We start from the raw sequence: 20,567 nt of genomic DNA, 5'->3' as shown, positions 1-20,567 counted from the left end.
AATAAGCTAGTATCGATTCCACCTTCGTTGTTGAATAATCCACAATTGTTTGACATAATATTTCACCTGCTTCTTTCATAGATTTTACTTTACAGTATGATGAAACCGGTGTATTTGTTCCTGTCTATGTCAAAGATTTTTTCTCTTTTCTATCGCTTCACATCGCCGCCAGACAGGATATCGTCATAAACAGCGCGGCTACCGCCGATAAATTTTGGACGGGTTCTAGCGCATACCACATGCGCCTCTCCGATTTTCTTTACAGAAATGCGAACTGGCACCGCCACACGCGCGAGCTGCATACCGATTAACGTATCTCCAATATCCATACCTGCGTCCGCTTTGATTTCCTCCACAGCTACAGGATTCTTTGCGTTTTCATAAACTGCCATAGCAAAGGAGCCGCCTGCATGGGTCTGTGGTACTACATTAGCAATCTCTGTACCGGGAAGAAGAGCTTCCCTCTCCACAATAACAGCACGATTCAGGTGTTCACAGCACTGTGCCGCCAGAAAGATTCCTCTTTCCGCCAGAATCGGATAAACGCCGTCATAGACCGCTTTCGCCGCATTGAAGTCCGAACCCTTCCCAATCCGCTCTCCCTTAATTTCACTAGAAGAGCAGCCAATAATAAAGATATCGCCTTTCTGCAGCTTTGCAGCTTCTAAAAGCTCCTTCACCGCACTTGCTGCCTGCTCTCTGATTTCTTCATAAGACATTTATATCACTTCCTTAAATGAATTTGCATGTTCACATGTCGCTTCTGTTATACATTCCAGCTGGCAAGATACTTTTCCTGCTCTTCTGTCAGTGTATCAATTTCAATATCCCAAGCTGCAAGCTTTCTTCTTGCAACAACATCGTCAATTTCAGTGCTGACATCGACAACACCTTTTCCCAGCTCACTGTAATGCTCCTTGATGTACATGGCAGAAAGGGCTTGCACTGCAAAACTCATATCCATGATTTCCGCAGGGTGTCCGTCAGCTGCCGCAATGTTGACCAGACGACCTTCCCCAATAACATTGACCCATTTTCCATTTGGGAGCCTGTATCCCATAATATTCTTACGGGTTTCCTTCTTCTCTAACGCTGCTGCTTCAAGGCCTTTCATATCTACTTCGCAGTCAAAATGACCTGCATTAGTCAAAATGGCTCTGTCTTTCATGGTGAGCATATGATCCACAGTAATCGTCTTGCAGCAGCCTGTCGCCGATACAAAGATATCGCCGTAAGGCGCAGCCTTTTCCATAGTCATCACGTCAAAACCATCCATCTTGGCTTCAATGGCTTTTACAGGATTTACTTCCGTAACGATCACCTTTGCGCCCAGAGCATTTGCGCGCATTGCAATGCCTCTACTGCACCAGCCGTAGCCGACTACTACCACAGTCTTTGCTGCTACAATCAGGTTGGTGTTTCTCATGATACTGTCCCAAACGGACTGTCCAGTACCGTAACGATTATCAAACAAATGCTTGCAGTCTGCGTCGTTTACTGCAACCATAGGGAATTTCAAAATACCTTCTTTTTCCATAGCCTTTAAGCGAATGACGCCGGTAGTCGTTTCCTCACAGCCGCCCCAGACTTCTTCTGCTAAATCAGGACGCTTTGTATGCAACATGCCGACTAAATCACCGCCATCATCGATGATAATGTTTGCCTTGTGTTCAAGGCACATTTCAATATGTTTGTCATATTCTTCCGGTGTTGCACCGTGGTATGCAAATACCTTCATGCCGCTGTCTGCAAGGGCTGCTGCCACGTCATCCTGCGTAGAAAGCACATTGCTGCCTGTTACAGACATTTCCGCGCCGCCTGCCGCCAAAACCTTGCAAAGGTATGCAGTCTTCGCCTCCAAATGCACAGAAAGAGAAATTTTGATTCCCTCAAAAGGCTTCGTTTTTGAAAACTCCTCTTCCATTCCGCGAAGAAGCGGCATATTGTTTCTGACCCATTCTATTTTCTGATGCCCTGAGGGCGCCAGTGAAATATCTCTGATATCGTAATTCTCCATGATTCTAATTCCTTTTCTTATATGTATTTATACTGCTTCCAGCGGCGAAGCAAAGCTGTACGCAATACAGACATGTCCCATCAGTGTTTCCGCCGGCTCTCCGTCCACAGTGAAGCGCACTCTGCTCACCTCTTCAAATGAGCCTGTCAAAGTGGCTACAATCTGTGCAATTAAAAGCCTTTCCTCCAGCTCCGTTCCAACCAGATTCCGACTGGAAAAATCAACAGTGACTTCGCCTTCTACTTCCTTAATGTAGTTTATCTTGTACTGATTCTTAAAAGCTGTACCCGCCTGCATATCTGCAGAAATTTTCTTTTCCTGCAGGCACTTCAGCGCTTTTCCGTAAAGCTCCGTTCTACCGCCGCTTGAAACTTCATCAGTCCGTTCCAGTAAGATTTCCTCTATGCTACCTGTTTGCAGCGCATTCATATTCAGCAGCACAACCTTTACTCTTACTTTGTTTCCAAATCCGGTACATGCCATAAATAATGAGATGATTGCAAGAATCACCAGTAATTTAAAATAAATATGCTTCATCGGTGATTCCTTTATTCTACAGTAACACTCTTTGCCAAATTTCTCGGCTTATCAATATCCTCACCTTTTTCCCTTGCCACATAGTAAGCAAACAGCTGTAGTGGAATCACAGACAGAAGCGGTGAAACTTCGTCAGCACAAGGTGGAATGTAAATAACTTCATTACTCTGCTTTTCAATCTGCGCCTTGCCCTCTTTTGCAATAGAAACCACATGTGCAAGCCGCGCTTTTACCTCTACAATGTTGGAAAACATCTTCTCAAAGAGCGCATCCTGTGTTGCCAATGCAATAACAATGGTCTCAGGCTCCATCAACGCAATCGTTCCATGTTTCAGCTCCCCTGCCGCAATAGCAAAGGAATTGATATATGAAATTTCTTTCAGCTTCAGAGATCCCTCATACGCTACCGCTGAATCCATACCTCTTCCAATAAAGAATACCTGCGTTCTATTATAAAGTACCTTGGCAAGCTTTTCTATCTCTGCAGATTTTTCGATAATCCGCTCCACCTTTTCCGGTGCTGCCATAAGTTCAGCCAGCATTGCCTGATAGTATTCTTCCGTAATAGTTCCCTTCAAGTCCCCCATATAAAGGGCAATGAGATACATGCAAACCATCTGGGTGGTGTATGCTTTAGTAGACGCCACTGCGATTTCCGGCCCTGCCCAAGTGTAGAATACATCGTCGGATTCTCTTGCTACCGAGCTTCCCACTACGTTAACTACGGATAAAATCCTGGCACCTTTGCTCTTGGCTTCACGCAGCGCTGCCAGCGTATCCAGAGTCTCTCCCGACTGGCTGATTGCAATAAACAAAGTATTCTCATCCACAAATGGATCTCTATATCTAAATTCCGATGCAACATCTACCTCTACCGGAATTCTTGCCATCTTCTCTATGGCGTACTTGCCCACAAGACCAGCATGATATGCTGTTCCACAGGCAACAATATAAATCTTGTTAAATTTCTTCAGGTCTTCCAGCGTCAAAGAAATACCGTCTAACTTCACTCTGCCGTTTTCATCAAGACGCCTGGTTAAAGTTTCCCTAATCGCTTTCGGCTGCTCATGAATTTCTTTTAGCATAAAGTGCTCATATCCATCTTTTTCAGCATCCTCAAGACTCCAAGTCACTTGCAGCACATCTCTCTTAACCGGCTTTCTGGCTTGATTCAAAATCTGAATCTGCTCCGGTGTGCAGATTACCATCTCGTTATTTTCAATCAGATATATTTTATTCAAATATTTTAACAGCGCCGGAATATCCGAAGCGATGAAGTTACAGCCTTTTCCCAGACCTGCAATCAGCGGCGCATCTTTTCTGTATGCCACGATTTTGCCCGGTTCATCCTTTGACATCGCTACGATGGCATAGGCACCCCTCATCAGCTTTACTGCCTCGAAGACGGCATCCTCCAGGGTTGTCTTCTTTAGAACGCCCAAAAGATGTGCAATAACTTCTGAATCCGTCTCAGTCCGAAAAGTAATGCCGTGCTCCTTGGTGAGCCACTCCTTTAATTCCACATAGTTTTCTACGATTCCATTATGCACAATGGCGATAGAACTATCGCCATTTATATGCGGATGTGCATTGGCGTCAGATGGAGCGCCATGGGTTGCCCACCTTGTATGTCCGATTCCCGTTGTTCCATAAAGGTTTTCACCGGCAATATCTTTTTCCAGATTAGCAATCTTGCCCTCTTTCTTTCTGACGATTAGTTCACCGCCACTGTGCAGGGCAATTCCCGCAGAGTCATATCCTCTATATTCTAACTTTTTAAGTCCATCAATGATAATATCCCTGGCGTTATCAGCCCCGACATATCCTACAATTCCACACATAAGTTATACCTCTCTTATCTCTCAATTCCTTTTTTCTAACTGAATTTCCTGCTAATTAAATCTGCCAGTTCTGTTGCCAGCTGATGAATCCTCTCTATATCACTGCCCTCAATCATCACGCGAACCAGCGGTTCTGTGCCGGATGGTCTGATGAGAACTCGACCACTTCCTTCCATCTCTTTTTCAATAGCAGAAATAGCCTGCTGCACCTCTTTATCGGTTAGATAGGCTTTTTTATTTTCATTGCTTACCCTCGCATTTTCAAGAACCTGTGGGAAAATTTCAATCTCAGCGGAAAGCTCCGAAGGCCTTTTTCCTGACGATGCTACTGCCCTTACAAACTGAAGGGAGGAAAGGGTTCCATCCCCCGTCGTGGTGTAATTCAGGAAAATAATATGACCGGACTGTTCTCCACCCAGAATGCAGCCAGTTTCCTGCATAGATTCCAGCACGTATCTATCACCTACACCAGTCACTTCTACCTCTGCACCCACAACATCCTTGATATATTTATGGAAGCCGATATTGCTCATTACCGTTGCAGTGACCTTATTCTCAGCAAGCTGACCTGCTTCCTTTAGCATTTTAGCACAAATGCAGATGGTCTTGTCTCCGTCAATGACCATACCCTTTTCGTCTACAACGATAAGTCTGTCTGCATCTCCATCATAAGCAAGACCAATATCAGCATGCTCTGATACCACTGCCTGCTGCAATTTTTCAGGATGAGTTGAGCCAATTTTATCGTTGATGTTAAGACCGTCAGGCTCGCACCCGATAGTAATTACCTCTGCACCTAGGGCACGATAAACTGCTGGTGCTGTTTTAAATGCTGCACCATTGGCACAATCCAACACCACTTTCATGCCTTCCAGTCTGATATCGATGGTTGACAGAAGAAACTTGCAATAAAGCTCCGCCGCATCATCATCTGCATCCAGACATCTTCCCAACTCATCACCAGTTTTATGGCTATTAGTGTCGATTCCTCTGATAATAATATCTTCTATTTTTTCTTCTATGGCATCGTCCAGCTTAAAACCCTCGCTGTTGAAAAATTTAATTCCGTTATATTCAAAAGGGTTATGCGAAGCAGAGATGACAATCCCAGCGTCCGCATGATAATATTTTACCAGATATGCAACTGCCGGCGTAGGAATTACGCCAACTTTAATCACATTTCCGCCGACAGCCAAAATACCAGCAGTCAAAGCATTTTCCAGCATATCACCGGAAATTCTTGTATCTTTACCGATTACAATAACTGGTCTTTTGCTTTCTTTGCGCAGAACATGAGCGCCTGCTTTTCCCAAATTAAACGCCAGCTCCGGCGTCAGTTCTGAATTGGCGATGCCTCTGACACCGTCTGTTCCAAATAATCTTCCCATAAATAGCCTCTATTCCTTTTGCTCAATTTCAACGTGTACTTTTTTCGGAGTCACTTCAATTTTAGTACAATCTTTTTGACATACGACTTCCAGACTCACCTGATGACTACCTTCTTGTTTATCCTTCAGTTCCACTTGCAGTATAATATCTTCCTTTTCTATAGCTGCAAGTTGTTCCTCTTTACCTGTCAGAACAACAACCAGACGATCAATTCCCGAAATTTCCGCCTGTAAATCCGCTGCCAAATTCTGCATATCAATTTCATCGCTGTTAAAAGTAAACGTCCTAGTGCTAAGGGCTTCCACCTTAATCTCTGCAATCATAGATTCTGCTGACCTTCCGGAAACCTGTACATCTGCAGGAAGTACTGGCACAATCTTCACCGTAGTATCCTCTGTAACATCGGTCAAATCAATAGCCTCAGCAGTAACAAATTCAATGGATTCAAGGACGCTGCTTTTTCCCTTAATAGTAATAGTCTTCGGAGCAGAAACGGATTTTTCCAATGTGCCGTCGGATAGATCCACAACTGGCACCTTTAGCGGTACGGTCTTCGCCATTCCAAGCTCCGCTGTCACCTGTACAGACCCTGCAGAAAGTTTGACTCTCTCTATCATTTCGCCTCTTTTATCTACAGGTTCCAATTTGCAGGCAATGGTCTTCAACCTATCTGTTACTTCTCCTTCTTTTACCAAGGCACTAGCATGATCTGCCTGTTCTACCAGTGACTGTGCACCAGTTACCGTAACCTTGCTGCGGCTCAATTCTACTGTAATCGGTTCCTGATCCGTACTGAAAACTCCCTCATACTGCGGCAGAATGTCAATTTCCTTTGAGACTTTGTTTTCAACTGTAACAGTGACTTTATTTAAACTTTTATCTTCAATTTCCACATTATCCGGCACTCTGATATTGACCCGTAACTGATTCTCACCTTTCGCTGCCTCCTCTAAGCTGACAGAAGCAGTAATATCACCAGGGCGCAGTCTGCTTACGTTGGCTCTGGTGCCCGTCACCGTCACGTTCAAAGTCTCAGCGCTGATGTCTAAAATTGCCAGCTCGTTTTCATCCAGCGATTCTTCCCCCAGAAACTGAATTGGGACATCCCTGTAAGTCTTGGTGTCGGTCGGGTTGGTTTCCCCAATAACATATGCCCAAATTCCAATCGCTATGAGCACAGAGAGGACGATATTGAACTTTTTGTTATCTAGCATCTTTCTTCCTCCCCAGTTTGCCTATAATCTTTTTCAGCTTGTCGCCGCGATCTCCTTCCTTGTTTAAATATAAATTTAAAAGAGTTTTTTCAACAGTCTTAGTATCTAAAAATCTCGTCAGCTTTCCATCCACTGCCATAGAAATAACGCCCGTTTCCTCACTCACAATGATGGAAATGGCATCAGAATGTTCGGTAATTCCAATACCAGCTCTATGTCTGGTTCCCAGACTTTTATTTAAATTTTTATTTTCTGTCAAAGGCAGAACACATCCTGCAGCATAAATCCTGTCTGCACGGATAATGACAGCTCCATCATGGAGCGGCGCACCCTCATAAAATATATTGCCCAAAAGCTGTGCAGAAATATCCGCATTGACTTCAGTTCCGGTCTCTGCGATATCTACAAGAGCTGTTTCTCTTTCCAAAATAATGAGCGCACCAGTCTTTGTCGCAGAAAAAGAGTTCACTGCCTTGACGAATTCGTCGGTAATATCCTTTGCCTTTTCTTTGTCCAACTGACCGAAAGGCGCTTTCACAATCTTACTTCTGCCTACATACTCAAGGCCCCTGCGCAATTCAGGCTGAAATACTACAACCAGAGCAATAATACCCATGGTCAGTGTCCCCCTTAAAATCCAATTAAGCGCATACAAGTCCAGCACATCTGAAAGGAAAAAAGCGGCAATTAATACAAGCAGTCCTTTCACCAGCTGCTGCGCTCTGGTATCTCTGATAAAACTAATGACTTTGTAGACGATAAAGGCCACGATGAGAATGTCCAAAATATCGTTAATTCCAATACTGGAAATGATGTTGTTGAAAAAATTTTCCATATGCCTTCCCCTTATATATAGCTTATATAATTCTACCGTATCTAACTAAAAAATTCAAGGGAATTGGCACAAAAACCATGGTAAACTCATGAAATCTTAACAAAGTTTTCTATTCAAAAAGGACCGCCCAAACGGACAGTCCTAAAACATTTCCTTTATTAGTAAGTTGTCTCCAGCACACCATAGTTTCCATCTTTTCTGATGTAGACCACATTGACGCTGTCTGTTTCCATATCAAGGAAGACGAAGAAATTATGCTGCAGCATTTCCATCTCCAAAATTGCTTCCTCCACTGACATCGGCGAGAGCTCAAACTTCTTGGTTTTCACAACCTTTACTTCTTCCACTTCTTCCGGAAGTTCTGGCAGACTCTCAAATCTTACGGATTTGTTGTCGTTATAACGCTTCTGCAGCTTGCCTTTAAATCTTGCCATCTGGCTGGACAGCTTATCTACAACCTTATCAATTGCCTCATAGATATCATCCGAAACGTCTTCGCTTCTGAATACTGCCCCTTTGGCGTTGATAGTTGCCTCTATCTTGTCCTTGCCTCTCTCCTGAGATAATACCACTTTTACAGTAATGTCATCGGAGAAATATTTCCCAAGCTTATCAAATTTCCTCTCCAGTGTGTCCTGTAAATGCTTGTAAGTGTTAAAATTCTTACCTGTGATGTTTACCTTCATGTGATGACCTCCTTAGCCACTCCTCTGAGTCCGGCCTTTCAGCAGAAACGCCGAAAGCAAAGGTGATTTTCTTTAAAACCATTATAACATACTTTTCTGAAAAATCATATATCTTTTTTGTGCCAAGTCCGACTTTTTTCCTGAAATTATTCCTATGTCGATGAGGCTACCTATGCAGCTGCCGCCGCTGTCCCTTTTTCTACGCTTCGCTATACTTTCCGCCCTTTGGGCGAAAAGTATAGAAAAACGGCAACGTTCGCTTTGCTCTCTCCTCCGTTCTCTTCGTTCACTTCGCTGTCCCTTTTTCTACGCTTCGCTATACTTTCCGCCCTTCGGGCGAAAAGCATAGAAAAACGGCAACGTTCGCTTTGCTCTCTCCTCCGTTCTCTTCGTTCACTTCGCTGTCCCTTTTTCTACGCTTCGCTATACTTTCCGCCCTTTGGGCGAAAAGTATAGAAAAACGGCAACGTTCGCTTTGCTCTCTCCTCCGTTCTCTTCGTTCACTTCGCTGTCCCTTTTTCTACGCTTCGCTATACTTTCCGCCCTTTGGGCGAAAAGTATAGAAAAACGGCATTGCAGTTGTCTGGCTGACCTGGTCTTTGCCCCCACACTCGCCTTGACCGGGATTTTCCCGAGGACTTACATCTAAGCTACGCCATGATCACTGCCGCCTTGCGGATCAGCTTACGTGGATCCCTTTGCCCGTAACTGGCTTGGATTTTCAACCACAGACCCAGACAACTGCAACGCCGTCTCTTCTTATTTTTTATTTTGCTGCAAATGCTAAAAAATACACGATTTCAGGCTGTGCGGAAAGCAGTGCCTCGTAGCAGGCATTCGCCGTACTTCCGGTCGTATAAAAATCATCAAGCAGCAGAATTTTCTTTTCCTTTAACAGTGTACCATATTTTTGGTTATATGCAAACTTTCCTTTTACATTTAATTGCCGCTCCGTAGGACTTAAGCCTCGCATAGGCTGGGTATTTCCAGTTCGCAAAAGAGCATCTTTCAGGCAAGGCTTTCCCAGCAGCCTCCCCAGGTGCTGCCCCATAAGCGCCGCATGATTAAAGCCCCTCTGCCGCTCCTTTTCGAAAAACATAGGAACCGGCACAATCATATCAAAGACAAGGCGTGCCAGATTCAGCCGATCCGCCATCATCTGCGCCAAATCCCGTGCAATGTACTTTTTCCCGTTATATTTTAGGGAGAAAATGAGCCTGCGTTCATAAAGACCATACTGGGTGCAGCGCAAAGACAAAAATGGAACCAATCCGCCAGCAACACCAGCTATGCCATCACCGCCTGCAAACTTAACTTTTTGCGGTGGCTGCCCATCCCATCTGATATGCGCCATGCAGTGGTCACATAAATGGTAAGTTCTGCTTTCATCAATGATATTGCCACAGCAGATACAGTAAAGTGCCGGTGGATACAGCAAATCCAGTCCTTTTGAGATCATTGCGCGGGCAGCGCCTGTTGCTGCATTTTTCAACCTATGCCCACCTCCAGCAACTCTTCTAATCTGTACCGAAGCCCGGAATAGCGCATTTTAATTCGGTTGTTGTCAATCATGGCATTCATCTTCTGTTCCCCGCCTACCAGCACGACTACCTGCTTGCCTCGAGTCACCGCCGTGTACAAAAGATTTCTAGTCGCCAACATCGGCGGAAACCAAGAGATAGGCATAACTACGATTGGAAATTCACTGCCCTGACTTTTGTGTACCGTAATGGCGTAAGCAAGTTCCAGTTCATCAAGCTGAGAAAATTCGTAGGTCACATACTTGTCCTCATCAAAGATGACTGTCATCTGATTGTATTCTTTGTCGATTTTTTCTATGAAACCCACATCGCCGTTAAAGACGCCTTGCCCCTCTGAAAAGTCTCGCCTCTTCTTCCAACCGATTTCGTAGTTGTTACGAATCTGCATAACTTTGTCGTTTTCGCGGAAAAGTTTATCGCCGAACTTCTTTTCTGTCAAATCTTCCCGCGGCGGATTCAAAGCCTCCTGCAGCACTTTATTCAACGCGATACAGCCAAGCGCGCCTTTTCGAACCGGCGTCAAAAGCTGAATATCCCGCACCGGCACAATGCCTTCATAATAAGCTGAAAGACGCTTTGTAATCAGCTGCACCAATAGATCCACAATCTGCTTTTCCGAAGCCCGCTCCATAAAGAAGAAATCCTTGTCCTTGCTGTTGACAAAAGGATATTCACCCTCGTTGATTCGATGGGCGTTTACTACAATCATACTTTCCTGCGCCTGACGAAAAATCTCTTTTAGCTTTACGGTATGGACGTACTCGCTTTCTATGATATCCCTAAGCACGTTGCCCGCGCCCACAGAAGGCAGCTGATCGTAGTCGCCTACCATAATTAGACGAGTACCCGGTTTAATCGCTTCAGTTAGCCCCTGCATTAAAAGCAGATCAATCATGGAAGCCTCGTCCACAATTACCACATCGTATTTCAACGGGTCTTCACTAGTTTTCCCAAAGCGCATAGTGTCCTCTTCCGAGGAGTAATAGTATTCCAAAAGACGGTGCACCGTAGAAGCATAGTGCCCGCTGGTTTCCGTAATTCTTTTTGCCGCCCTGCCAGTCGGCGCAGCGATTGCCACTTTAAACTGACTTTGCTCAAAGATATTGATCAGGGTATTGATAATAGTGGTCTTTCCTGTGCCGGGACCACCTGTAATGACTGAAATTCCGCTGGTCAAGGAACTTTTGACTGCACTGACTTGCTGAGCGGAAAGCTCAATTCCCGTCTGTCTCTGAGTCATGGAAATCATACTGTCGATGTCCACAGAAAGAGACTTAAGCCCCGCATTTTCAATAGCTGCCAAATTTCGACAAATCTTCTGTTCCGCCAAATAATAGACGTACAGATATACTACGGTCTGCCCTTTCAGTGTATCCAGCTGAATCTCCCCTTCAAAAGCCATATCCACCATATTCTCATAAACCAACTGTCTGGACACGTCAAGAAGCTGTCCAACCCTTTCACAAAGCTCTTCCTGCGGCATATAAGTGTTTCCTTCTCCCGCAAAATAGCTAAGTCCGTACTTAATTCCGCTCCTGATTCTGAAAGGGCTTTCCGGTTCAATACCCATCTTTGCAGCGATATTATCCGCTTTGTGAAAGCCAATTCCGTACACCTCTTCCACCAGCCTGTAAGGATTTTCGCTAATCAGTTCCACAGCGTCGGCACCGTAAACTTTGTAGAGTTTCAAGGCGTACTCTGCAGAAACACCATATTCCTGAAAAAACATGGACACCTCCGCAAATTCCCTGTGGGCTGCAAATGCCTCAGCAATTGCTTCGGCTTTTTTCGGTCCGATTCCGCTGACAAGGGTCAATCTGTGCGGCTCCCTCTCCATAATTTCAAAAGTATCCTCGCCGAACTTTGCCACAATAGCAGACGCCATCTTTGGACCGATTCCTCTGATAACCCCGGAAGCAAGAAAACCTTCAATACCTGCGATTCCAGTCGGCAGCACCTCTTCAAACTCAGAAAAAGCAAACTGCTCCCCATAAGTGGGATGCACCTTAAAGGTTCCCCGAAGCTTGTACCGGAAGCCCGGCGCACAAGAAGGAAGACTGCCGACCACAGTAAAGTATTCATCGTCAGTCTCCATGATGGCAATGGTATATCCGTTGTCCTCATTATGAAAAATAATTTCGGTGATAATCCCTTGCTTTTCTTCCATTATTTTACCCACTTAACGTATCTGGTCTTTGCCGCCAGTTTATTCTTCGAGTATTTCTTTGCATATTTCAACAGCACGTCTCTATGATTATTTGCAGGATTCTTATGTACCAGAGCAGCTACCTGCTCTAAAAGCTCCGCCGCTTTTTCTGCGGAATCGGTAATACCCGCCTCCATAATGTCATTGGCATCAATGACCAAATCCTCTACGAATACCGGTTCGTTGCCGGAAATGATCTTCTTCATCATGTAGTTTCTGGATTCAATTTTCAGGCTCGGCTGGTCGTAAACAATGCGCATAGCCTTAGATAGATTGTGCAGATAATTGTAACGTTCATTTCCATATTTAAACAGGAACTTTTTGAATTCCATGTCAGTGTTGAGAAAGTTAATATCAATAATACGTTCCACACCATCTTTCAAGTGTTCCTCCGTCTTCTTATCAAACTGCAATCTCTCAATGGCAGCCAGCGCCCGCTTCTTGGTAATCGCAGTATAGACAAGTCCCAGCCTTCTGGTTCTCACCGGCTTGGTTTTATCGATATTATCGCATACAGTCTTAAAAGCATTGGTGTCAGACATGGACATCCTGCCTGCCACATCTTCACCTAAAATTACTGCCATCAGGCCAGTTCCAGTCAGCATTTTCAGACCTTTTCCCGCATGATCCGATATCAGAAGATTTTCAAATTCCTCACGCACGGACGCTACATCGCCGCTGTCTGTCTGTGCAAGCAAAACTCGCCAGTGATTACCTATTGCTTCAAAGATGCTTTTGTGCAGGTCAAAATCCAGTTCCGCCGCAATTCTTACAGCCTCCAGCATATGAATCGGTTCTTTCTCAAAAACCTCCTCGCAGGATTCCACCGTCCGAATCAGCCTGGCTCGAATATCATCCCTGCCGCCATATGGGTCGACCAAAGTTCTTTCCGGATTATCCGCAATAGCGTTAACCGTAAACACCATCTCTTTCAGCGCCTCTTCAATGGTCCCCTCAAAGTTTCTGACATCAACAATACAGCCGTCGATGACAACAGGTTTGTCTTCATCCTTTGCCGGCACTTCATAGGTAAAATCCAGCCGTATTGACTGCTTCCCTTCGTCCAGTAGCTGACAGTCTGGAAAAATTCTCTGCAAATCAGCAAGGGTCGCCTTTGTCAGCAAATCCCAGTCGTACACCTTTTCGCCCATGATTTGACCGCGAACACATTCCCCCGCTGCGTAGGTTTCAAAACCCTCTTTTTCCAGTGTCTTCAGTGTCCTCAGCACATCCTTGTCGAATTTAATCACTTCTGCGTTCCTCCATCTTCTGTGGGTTTATAAATTCTGCGATTATCCAGCGTCCAAATTCTATCGGAAAATTCGCCCGGCGCAACACCTCTAAGCGCATCCTCCATATCAAACATTCTGGCATCTAAAATATCTAAATAGTGCAGCACCTCCGCTTCCGGAAACAGGGGCTTCTTTGGACTTCCAAACTCCGGTTCGTAGTGATGGGCTAAAATCATATGTTCCAGCATCAGTGTTTTCTCTTCGCTAAAGCCGAGATCTCGGCAGGTTCGATCCAAAAACTTTACACCCTGCACGATATGCCCTAGCATCTGTCCCTCAAAGGAATATCCCGGTGACACCCCGTACTCATTGGACAGAATCTCATTAAGTTTTTCAATATCATGAAGGATTACACCAGTTGCCACCAAATCTCTATTCAAATTGATATAGACCTCGCAGACGCGAAGCCCTGTCATCAGCATTCTCTTTACGTGATACAAAAGACCGCCGTACTCTGCGTGATGATTCTTGGACGCTGCCGGATAGTACAGAAGTCTCTCTTTGTTTTCTGAAAGCACCTTGGTGCAAAGAGTCCGCAAATCTTTATCCTCCATAGATTCTGCCACAGAGTAAATGTAACTGTACATCTCTTCTGAGTCCTCTGGCGCAGCCTTAACATATTCAGATATTTCAAGGGCGTCCTCTGAGTTGGCAGCTCTGATTCTGCTGATTCTAAGCTGACTCTGCCCCTGCCACTCGGTAACCTGCGCTCTGACCTTAATCAGATCCCCTTCCTTCATGCCGGATAAGAGTTCCAGTTCATCATCCGGAATCTCCCATTTCTTGCCGTTTACCTCGCCACTCTTATCGCCCAGCACTACATCAAAGTACTGTTTCTTGTTAGCACCAACCTTGATGTTGGCACTCTTTACCATAAAAAAATCTGTAATTTCGGATTGTCCTTTCAAATCCGCCGCATAAAATTGTTTCATTCAATCGTCTCCATCAAAAAAATCACTACACTAATTATATAACATTTGGTCCAATTAGTATAGTGATTAAATTGTGAAGAAATTTTCCCTTATATCGCTTTTTCAAGAGCCACTCTAGCTTTGAACAGGTCACCGTCGATAGTAAGTTCAAATTTTCCGTTCATCAGGCTGGTCAAATCTTTTGCAATCGCAAGGCCCAGCCCGCTTCCTTCCGTATTTCTGGACTCATCGCCCCGCTTAAACCGCTCCATCAGCTCGTCAGCACTGATGTTCAGCTGTTCCTTGGACATGTTCTTAACGTCCAAATAAATCATGTTCTTTTCTTCTAAAATGTCAATGTAAACTCTGCTGGCCGGCAGTGCATATTTGCTCACATTGGTCAAAAGATTTTCTATGACTCTCCACAGAAGCTGGCCGTCCGCCATCACGTAGATGGAATCCACTTTATTGGTAAAGATTACCTCAAGGTCGTTTTCCGCAAGGCGCTCTTCCATCTCAGCCATTGCCTGATTGACAATAGAAGTCATTTCAATCTTGCCCATATCCACCGGGATATTGCCGCTGGAAGCCTTTGCTGCCTCAAATAAATCTTCTGTGAGTTTCCGTAGCCTTCTTGTCTTCTCATCGATAATCTCCAGATACATCGGCGCATTTTCACTGTCCAGTCCTTCCGTCTTGAGTAAATCCACATAGGACACCATGGAAGTCAGCGGCGTGCGCAAATCGTGAGAAACGTTTGAAATCAAGTCAATTTTCATTCTCTGATTCTTCAGCTTATCCATCACGGCGATATTCATGGCTTCTGAAATTTCGTTAACACTCATGGCAAGACGATCAAGTTCTCCTCCATCCGTCACAGGGATTTTATAATCTAAATTGCCCCGCTTAATCTGATTGACTCCTTCTTTAACTTCGCAGTACTTCTTCACCCATTTAGGAATAAAGATAAAGATGAAAATCAATACCGGTATCATTCCCAGCCATGTCGCGGAAAGCAGCACTGCCACGATGGCCGTAACCATGACTTTCCAGAACACTTCATCGCTGGCAGCAATTGCATCTGCAATATAGCAGACTAGCTTTCCGATAATGGTATGCCGCCAGAAAGACCTGGTCTTCAGTTTTTTAACAAGGGACTGCAGCAGTATGAGAAATACGCCCATCAGAAAGAGATTTCCAGCAATACAGAAGAACAACTCCAGCCATCTCGGCTCAAACTCTGAATTGTAAAAGTAAATATCACTGCTGAACTGCTCCATCTGCTCTTTGTTTAAGAGCCCCAACGCATATTCCTGATACCAATCGCTGCCGCTGAGCCAATCAACATGAGGCATGCTCATCAGTGCGATGCCGCAAAAGGCAAGAGCACCAACCACAATCTGCACATCGGTAAATATTTTGTCAAACCAGTTCAGTACCACACTTCCCATCGCATCTTTTCTGCCTACCTTAACAAGGGACACGATAATTGCTGCAAGGGCTATGATTACCACGCCGATTTCAATCATCCACAATGCCGATATATGCTCGTCTCCGCCGCGAATTTCAACATGCTGCCAAGTTGTCTCGCCATCTTCTCCTGTTGTCCTGCCATACAGCCCATATTTAATATGGTAAACCAGTGCCAGCATACAGCCCACTAAAACAGCTGCTTCTGCGGCTATCACCGCAATCACAGAACTGATGCTGTACGTCAATGTTCTATAGCTTTTCAATTTTGTATCCAATTCCCCACACCACCTTCAAGTACTTTGGATTTTTAGGATTAATTTCTATTTTTTCTCTGATTCTTCTGATGTGGACTGCAACGGTATTTTCCGGATTGTAAGCAGGTTCGTTCCAAACGTTCTCATAAATCTGCTCCATGGAAAACACTTTTCCCGCATTCTCCGTCAGAAGTTTCAAGATGCCGAACTCCGTCGGCGTCACGGTGACATACTCCCCATCTATGCGCACCGCCTTTTCATCGTCGTCCACTTCAAGTCCCCCTGTCTTGTAAACCCCGCTCTTTTTCTCCATACTTCCAAGATCCACATATCGTCTCAGCTGAGATTTTACTCTGGCAATCAGCTCAAGCGGATTAAAAGGTTTGGTGATATAATCGTCAGCGCCGACGTTTAACCCCGTGATTTTGTCGTAGTCCTCCGACTTTGCCGAAAGCATGATAATCGGAATATTCTTTTCCTCTCTGATTTTCATGGTTGCCTGCACCCCATCCATCTTCGGCATCATTACGTCCATGATAATCAAATGAAGCTGCTGATTTCTGGCATAATTCAAAGCCTCTATCCCATCAAAGGCTTTAAACACCGTATACCCCTCGTTCCTTAGATAAATCTCAATTGCCCCTGCGATTTCTTTATCATCGTCGCATACCAAAATATTCATCAAACCTTAACTCCTTTCGCTTACAACTATAGAATAGTCCTGAATTATTACAAAGCGCCCATGGCGTTTCTTACGATATTCTTAACAAATTGTAACAAGGCATTACGCGGTTGTCAATGCGCCATGCTTCCAGCATCACGGTAAACGCATGAAAAGTTGCGAACATTAAATTTTAGTACCTGTTCCGTATTTTTGCAAAAAAGGTATCAAAAATTAGGAGTCACTTTATACTAGCTAAAAGGTTTTGTGCAAATTAAACGAAATAGAAATGAAATTCTTCGTTCTTTTTTGTTTTCTAAGGGGCTATTTTCGTATAAGTCTTCCATTATCCAAAAGTTCATTCCTTATTTTCCATATAATAGATAAAATGTTTTGGATATTTTAGTACCTTTTTTGCAAAAAACTCTTAAAAGTACTAATGATGTGTTTCATGCGTTTGCCGTGTGTCTGCCTCTAATCAAACCAATCAAAAAAGCAGGTACACTATAATAGTATACCTGCAGAAATTCCGTGCCGTACTTGCGGTTAATCTCTATTCACAACAGCCTGCAGCACCTGATTTGCAACAGGTCCTGCCACGCTGCTTCCATAGCCGCCGTTTTCTACGCAGACAATAAAAGCATAAGGATTTCCTTCGTTTTTTATAAAGCCTGTAAACCAGGCATTGGGCTCGCTTCCGTACATCTCCGCTGTTCCCGATTTTGCGTAAATATCAAGCCCAGGGAAATTGCTCTCGCCATAATTAGAAACGACATTATTTTTCATCATGGAGCGCAGCTTTTCCGCCGTGGACTCGTCAATCATGCGTTCGGTATCCTCGCCTGACGGAAAGTTTGTATAAAGAATTCTAGGCACCGTGCCCACCCCGTCTCTTGCAATTGCGCTCATATAAACCAGCATGGAGCAAGGATTCAGTTCATCGTTATACTGCCCGATTCCCGCCCACGCCAGACTCAAATCATCGTTTTTGGGAAACTCAAAAGAGCCTTTCGCATTATGAATGCCGTCAATATCGTAGGAGTCCAAAAGCCCCAGTTTTTTCGTATAACTTGCCATGACAGTGCCGCCAATCCTCTGGGACAAATCCGCAAAGGCGCAGTTGCAGGATTTTGCCAGCGCCCCCTCAAAATCCACCGTCCCGTGGGCCTGAGTGCAGGTGATAGCCTCGTCTCTGATGTAGCTGACACCGCTGCAGGTATAGCTCCAATCCTCAAGTCCGCTAACATTTTCGATGGCAGCAGCGCAAGTCACCAACTTAAAGATGGATCCCGGAATCAGATTGGAAGACAGGAACTTGTTCAAATATACGCCCGACGTATCATCCGCTGCAATTTCCGGCGGATTAGCAGGGTCAAATCCCGGAGAACTTACCATACAGATAATTTCCCCCGTTTCATAATTATATACACCTACGGTGCCGTTTCTTCCGTTCAGAGCGTTATACGCAGCCTTTGACACTTCCGCGTCGATGGAAAGTTTCAGGTCGTTGCCGTTTCCCGTAATACTGTAGGTTCCGGTCAAAAGACTGTAGCCTACGATTTTGTCTCGAAAAGCGCTCTGCGCTGCAGTTGCAATATTTCCATCCATATCCCCTACGGCATGAAGGGTCGCTCTGCGTGTCAGTTCATCGTCATTATATTTCATTCCATTTTTGGTATTCTCTACAAGGAGGGTATCGTTTGCATCGTAAACCTTGCCAATTGCAAGCCTTCCCTCATAATACACGTGCTGGTTCGCGTAGAAAGTCGCCCATTCACCGCCATCTGTCACAAACTTAAATATGAAAATACATATGCCCAAAAACAGCGCTGCTGCAAGAGCAAGGCAAATGATGCCTCTTTGCTCTAATTTCTTCATATCATATCCTCCTCTTCCGTCTCAGCCTTAAGGCCTTTGTCCGTCAGGCTGATTGCAATGCTGGCATTCTGCCTGGTGTCCGCCGCTTTAAGAAAGGCCAGCATACCCCAGGAGCCAATCATACTGGTTCCTCCGTTGGAAACAAATGGGAAAGTCACACCGGTCATCGGCAGTAAATCCACCGCACCGAAAACATTGAGCACCGTCTGAAACAGGAACATGGAAGTAGCCGCACAAGCAGCAATGGTGTAATAGGTGGACCTGCCTGCCAAGATAGAGCGCACCGCAAAAAGGGAAAGAGTGATGATAGAAATCACCGCAAGAACTGCAATAATCAATCCCCACTCTTCTACCAACATACCGAAAACAAGGTCAGTGTCCGCAGCAAAAACGCTGGACAGCCAGCCTTTTCCGGCACCAACGCCGACAAAACCACCGCCTGCCGCCGCCGACATGGTTCTTGTCTGCTGCATACCCAGCCCGTCTGCAAACTCCCAGGCATGTCCCCATACCGAAAAGCGCTCCGCTATATATGCTTTGAACTTCAGCACCATCAGACCTCCAACAAAAGCTACGCCTACCAGCAAAATCAGCTTGGTAAAATCTCCACTTCTAAGGAAAGAAATCACCAGGAAAGTGACGAAGAATATAATCGCCGTTCCAAAGTCCCCCATCAGCGCCAGGCAGCAAAAGCAGAAGCCTGAAAACAGCATAAATATAATAGAATTCTTTTTTTCAAAGAGCTTGTCCAAGGACGCCGCTCCCACCCAGATGAATGCAAGCTTAATCAGCTCCGACGGCTGGAAAGAAAATCCGCCAATTTCCACCCAGTTGGCAGCACCAAAGCGATCAGTAGCGAAGACCAAATTAAACAAAAGAAGTCCCGCCGCACCTATGTACATCAGCTTCTGAATGGCTTCCGTTCTCGTCAGATTCCTAAGGTAAGCACACATAAAGAAAAACAAAGCAAGCCCCATGGCAACCGCAATAAATTGCTTAAAAGCCGCTTCTGGAAATTTCGCAGCGGTCACCGAAAGACTCAAGGTAGATAAGAAAAAGGCGATAGTTTCCATTTCAAAACCTTTTCGCTTCATGGATCGAAGCAGAATTACATAAACCCACATAAGGATACAGATTCCAGCAAAAGCCATCGTAATAGAATGAAGATAGTTTTCTCCCAAAGCTATCTTCAGTTGTATCACTGTCATTACCTGAAAAATGCTCAGCGCAAACAAGGACGGCCACGGCAGCGGAATCACTGTGTCCGATTTTCTCATCTTTATATTATTGCGGCGTTCCTCCAGGCTGATTGGAAACAATGTACACTGAGTCATGCCCACGCTGATGACATCGCCGGGGCGAACTTTGACTCTCTGATCCTTTCTGACGCGTCGCTCGTTGACATAGGCTCCGTTCTTGGATCCCAAATCACGATAAGTCCAGTTCCCCTTAGGGTCTCTGGTCAGTGTCCCATGGTTTCTGGAAACCCGCGGGTCTTCGATGTTGATATCGCAGCTTTTCGCCCTTCCAAGTACATTTTCCCAATGGGTAATGGGAAGATTTTCTCCCGTACTCAAATGTAAATAAGCCCAAACCTCCGACGGATTTTTGGACTTGAGAAGTGAGCGAATCGCCCGCATTAAAATAAAAATCGCAAGGGCAATAAAAACCCATCTGGCTACAGCAGTATAAATCAGTTCAAAACCGTAGTCAGATGCGAAAACTTCCTGAATTGTTTCCAGAATCCCTGCAAAAAACTCTCCAATGCTTTTAAAAATTCCCGAAATGATCGTCATAATCTGGCTAACCCCTCCATTTCTCTTTCTGGCAAT

Annotated in this window: 16 protein-coding genes; all 16 read right to left on the bottom strand. The window is 44.9% G+C overall.

Annotated features, from left to right (window positions below):
- Positions 1-149 precede the first annotated feature (149 nt).
- Positions 150-719 (bottom strand): TIGR01440 family protein, encoded by a 570-nt coding sequence (locus V1225_RS05715; RefSeq protein WP_160202420.1) that lies wholly within the window; start codon positions 717-719, stop codon positions 150-152.
- A 47-nt stretch (positions 720-766) separates the two neighbouring features.
- Positions 767-2,017: an adenosylhomocysteinase gene (locus V1225_RS05710; RefSeq protein ID WP_160202419.1), complete on the bottom strand. Its 1,251-nt coding sequence runs from the start codon at positions 2,015-2,017 to the stop codon at positions 767-769.
- 27 nt (positions 2,018-2,044) lie between these two features.
- Complete coding sequence (locus V1225_RS05705) at positions 2,045-2,554, bottom strand: GerMN domain-containing protein (protein WP_160202418.1); 510 nt, start codon at positions 2,552-2,554, stop codon at positions 2,045-2,047.
- Positions 2,555-2,565: 11 nt separating this feature from the next.
- Positions 2,566-4,395 (bottom strand): glutamine--fructose-6-phosphate transaminase (isomerizing), encoded by a 1,830-nt coding sequence (glmS, locus tag V1225_RS05700; RefSeq protein ID WP_338547768.1) that lies wholly within the window; start codon positions 4,393-4,395, stop codon positions 2,566-2,568.
- A 35-nt stretch (positions 4,396-4,430) separates the two neighbouring features.
- Positions 4,431-5,783, bottom strand: coding sequence for a phosphoglucosamine mutase (gene glmM, locus V1225_RS05695; RefSeq protein WP_251632439.1), 1,353 nt, complete (start codon positions 5,781-5,783; stop codon positions 4,431-4,433).
- A 9-nt stretch (positions 5,784-5,792) separates the two neighbouring features.
- Complete coding sequence (locus tag V1225_RS05690; RefSeq protein ID WP_338547766.1) at positions 5,793-6,998, bottom strand: CdaR family protein; 1,206 nt, start codon at positions 6,996-6,998, stop codon at positions 5,793-5,795.
- Positions 6,988-7,833 (bottom strand): diadenylate cyclase CdaA, encoded by an 846-nt coding sequence (gene cdaA, locus V1225_RS05685; RefSeq protein WP_160202414.1) that lies wholly within the window; start codon positions 7,831-7,833, stop codon positions 6,988-6,990. The genes V1225_RS05690 and cdaA overlap by 11 nt, the downstream gene beginning before the upstream one ends.
- A 158-nt stretch (positions 7,834-7,991) precedes the next feature.
- Positions 7,992-8,519: a ribosome-associated translation inhibitor RaiA gene (gene raiA, locus V1225_RS05680; protein ID WP_160202413.1), complete on the bottom strand. Its 528-nt coding sequence runs from the start codon at positions 8,517-8,519 to the stop codon at positions 7,992-7,994.
- 766 nt (positions 8,520-9,285) lie between these two features.
- Complete coding sequence (locus V1225_RS05675; RefSeq protein WP_160203010.1) at positions 9,286-10,011, bottom strand: ComF family protein; 726 nt, start codon at positions 10,009-10,011, stop codon at positions 9,286-9,288.
- A complete protein-coding gene (locus V1225_RS05670) occupies positions 10,008-12,227 on the bottom strand; it encodes an ATP-dependent RecD-like DNA helicase (RefSeq protein WP_160203009.1) in 2,220 nt (739 codons plus the stop codon). The genes V1225_RS05675 and V1225_RS05670 overlap by 4 nt, the downstream gene beginning before the upstream one ends.
- The gene (locus V1225_RS05665) at positions 12,227-13,516 is read right to left on the bottom strand and encodes a hypothetical protein (protein WP_338547763.1); all 1,290 of its coding nucleotides are present in this window, start codon (positions 13,514-13,516) and stop codon (positions 12,227-12,229) included. The genes V1225_RS05670 and V1225_RS05665 overlap by 1 nt, the downstream gene beginning before the upstream one ends.
- Positions 13,513-14,490, bottom strand: a complete 978-nt coding sequence (locus V1225_RS05660; protein WP_160203007.1) for an HD domain-containing protein — start codon at positions 14,488-14,490, stop codon at positions 13,513-13,515. The genes V1225_RS05665 and V1225_RS05660 overlap by 4 nt, the downstream gene beginning before the upstream one ends.
- Positions 14,491-14,579: 89 nt before the next feature.
- Complete coding sequence (locus tag V1225_RS05655) at positions 14,580-16,217, bottom strand: HAMP domain-containing sensor histidine kinase (protein WP_338547761.1); 1,638 nt, start codon at positions 16,215-16,217, stop codon at positions 14,580-14,582.
- Complete coding sequence (locus V1225_RS05650) at positions 16,192-16,881, bottom strand: response regulator transcription factor (RefSeq protein WP_334296744.1); 690 nt, start codon at positions 16,879-16,881, stop codon at positions 16,192-16,194. Before V1225_RS05650 ends, V1225_RS05655 begins: the two co-directional genes overlap by 26 nt.
- Positions 16,882-17,403: 522 nt before the next feature.
- Positions 17,404-18,735, bottom strand: a complete 1,332-nt coding sequence (locus tag V1225_RS05645) for a penicillin-binding transpeptidase domain-containing protein (protein ID WP_338547757.1) — start codon at positions 18,733-18,735, stop codon at positions 17,404-17,406.
- The gene (locus V1225_RS05640; protein WP_338547755.1) at positions 18,732-20,531 is read right to left on the bottom strand and encodes an FtsW/RodA/SpoVE family cell cycle protein; all 1,800 of its coding nucleotides are present in this window, start codon (positions 20,529-20,531) and stop codon (positions 18,732-18,734) included. The genes V1225_RS05645 and V1225_RS05640 overlap by 4 nt, the downstream gene beginning before the upstream one ends.
- Between the last annotated feature and the right edge of the window lie 36 nt (positions 20,532-20,567).

It is taken from the genome of Emergencia sp. JLR.KK010, from assembly GCF_037018265.1.
GTDB classification, from domain to species: domain Bacteria; phylum Bacillota; class Clostridia; order Peptostreptococcales; family Anaerovoracaceae; genus Senimuribacter; species Senimuribacter intestinalis.
The sequence above is the reverse complement of the archived record's forward strand: the minus strand, read 5'-3'. Positions and strand labels throughout refer to the sequence as shown.

Coding starts and splice junctions, on each gene's coding strand:
- V1225_RS05715 (WP_160202420.1), bottom strand. CDS start 719: ATGTCTTATGAAGAAATCAGAGAGCAGGCAGCAAGTGCGGTGAAGGAG.
- V1225_RS05710 (WP_160202419.1), bottom strand. CDS start 2,017: ATGGAGAATTACGATATCAGAGATATTTCACTGGCGCCCTCAGGGCAT.
- V1225_RS05705 (WP_160202418.1), bottom strand. CDS start 2,554: ATGAAGCATATTTATTTTAAATTACTGGTGATTCTTGCAATCATCTCA.
- glmS (WP_338547768.1), bottom strand. CDS start 4,395: ATGTGTGGAATTGTAGGATATGTCGGGGCTGATAACGCCAGGGATATT.
- glmM (WP_251632439.1), bottom strand. CDS start 5,783: ATGGGAAGATTATTTGGAACAGACGGTGTCAGAGGCATCGCCAATTCA.
- V1225_RS05690 (WP_338547766.1), bottom strand. CDS start 6,998: ATGCTAGATAACAAAAAGTTCAATATCGTCCTCTCTGTGCTCATAGCG.
- cdaA (WP_160202414.1), bottom strand. CDS start 7,833: ATGGAAAATTTTTTCAACAACATCATTTCCAGTATTGGAATTAACGAT.
- raiA (WP_160202413.1), bottom strand. CDS start 8,519: ATGAAGGTAAACATCACAGGTAAGAATTTTAACACTTACAAGCATTTA.
- V1225_RS05670 (WP_160203009.1), bottom strand. CDS start 12,227: ATGGAAGAAAAGCAAGGGATTATCACCGAAATTATTTTTCATAATGAG.
- V1225_RS05660 (WP_160203007.1), bottom strand. CDS start 14,490: ATGAAACAATTTTATGCGGCGGATTTGAAAGGACAATCCGAAATTACA.
- V1225_RS05645 (WP_338547757.1), bottom strand. CDS start 18,735: ATGAAGAAATTAGAGCAAAGAGGCATCATTTGCCTTGCTCTTGCAGCA.
- V1225_RS05640 (WP_338547755.1), bottom strand. CDS start 20,531: ATGACGATCATTTCGGGAATTTTTAAAAGCATTGGAGAGTTTTTTGCA.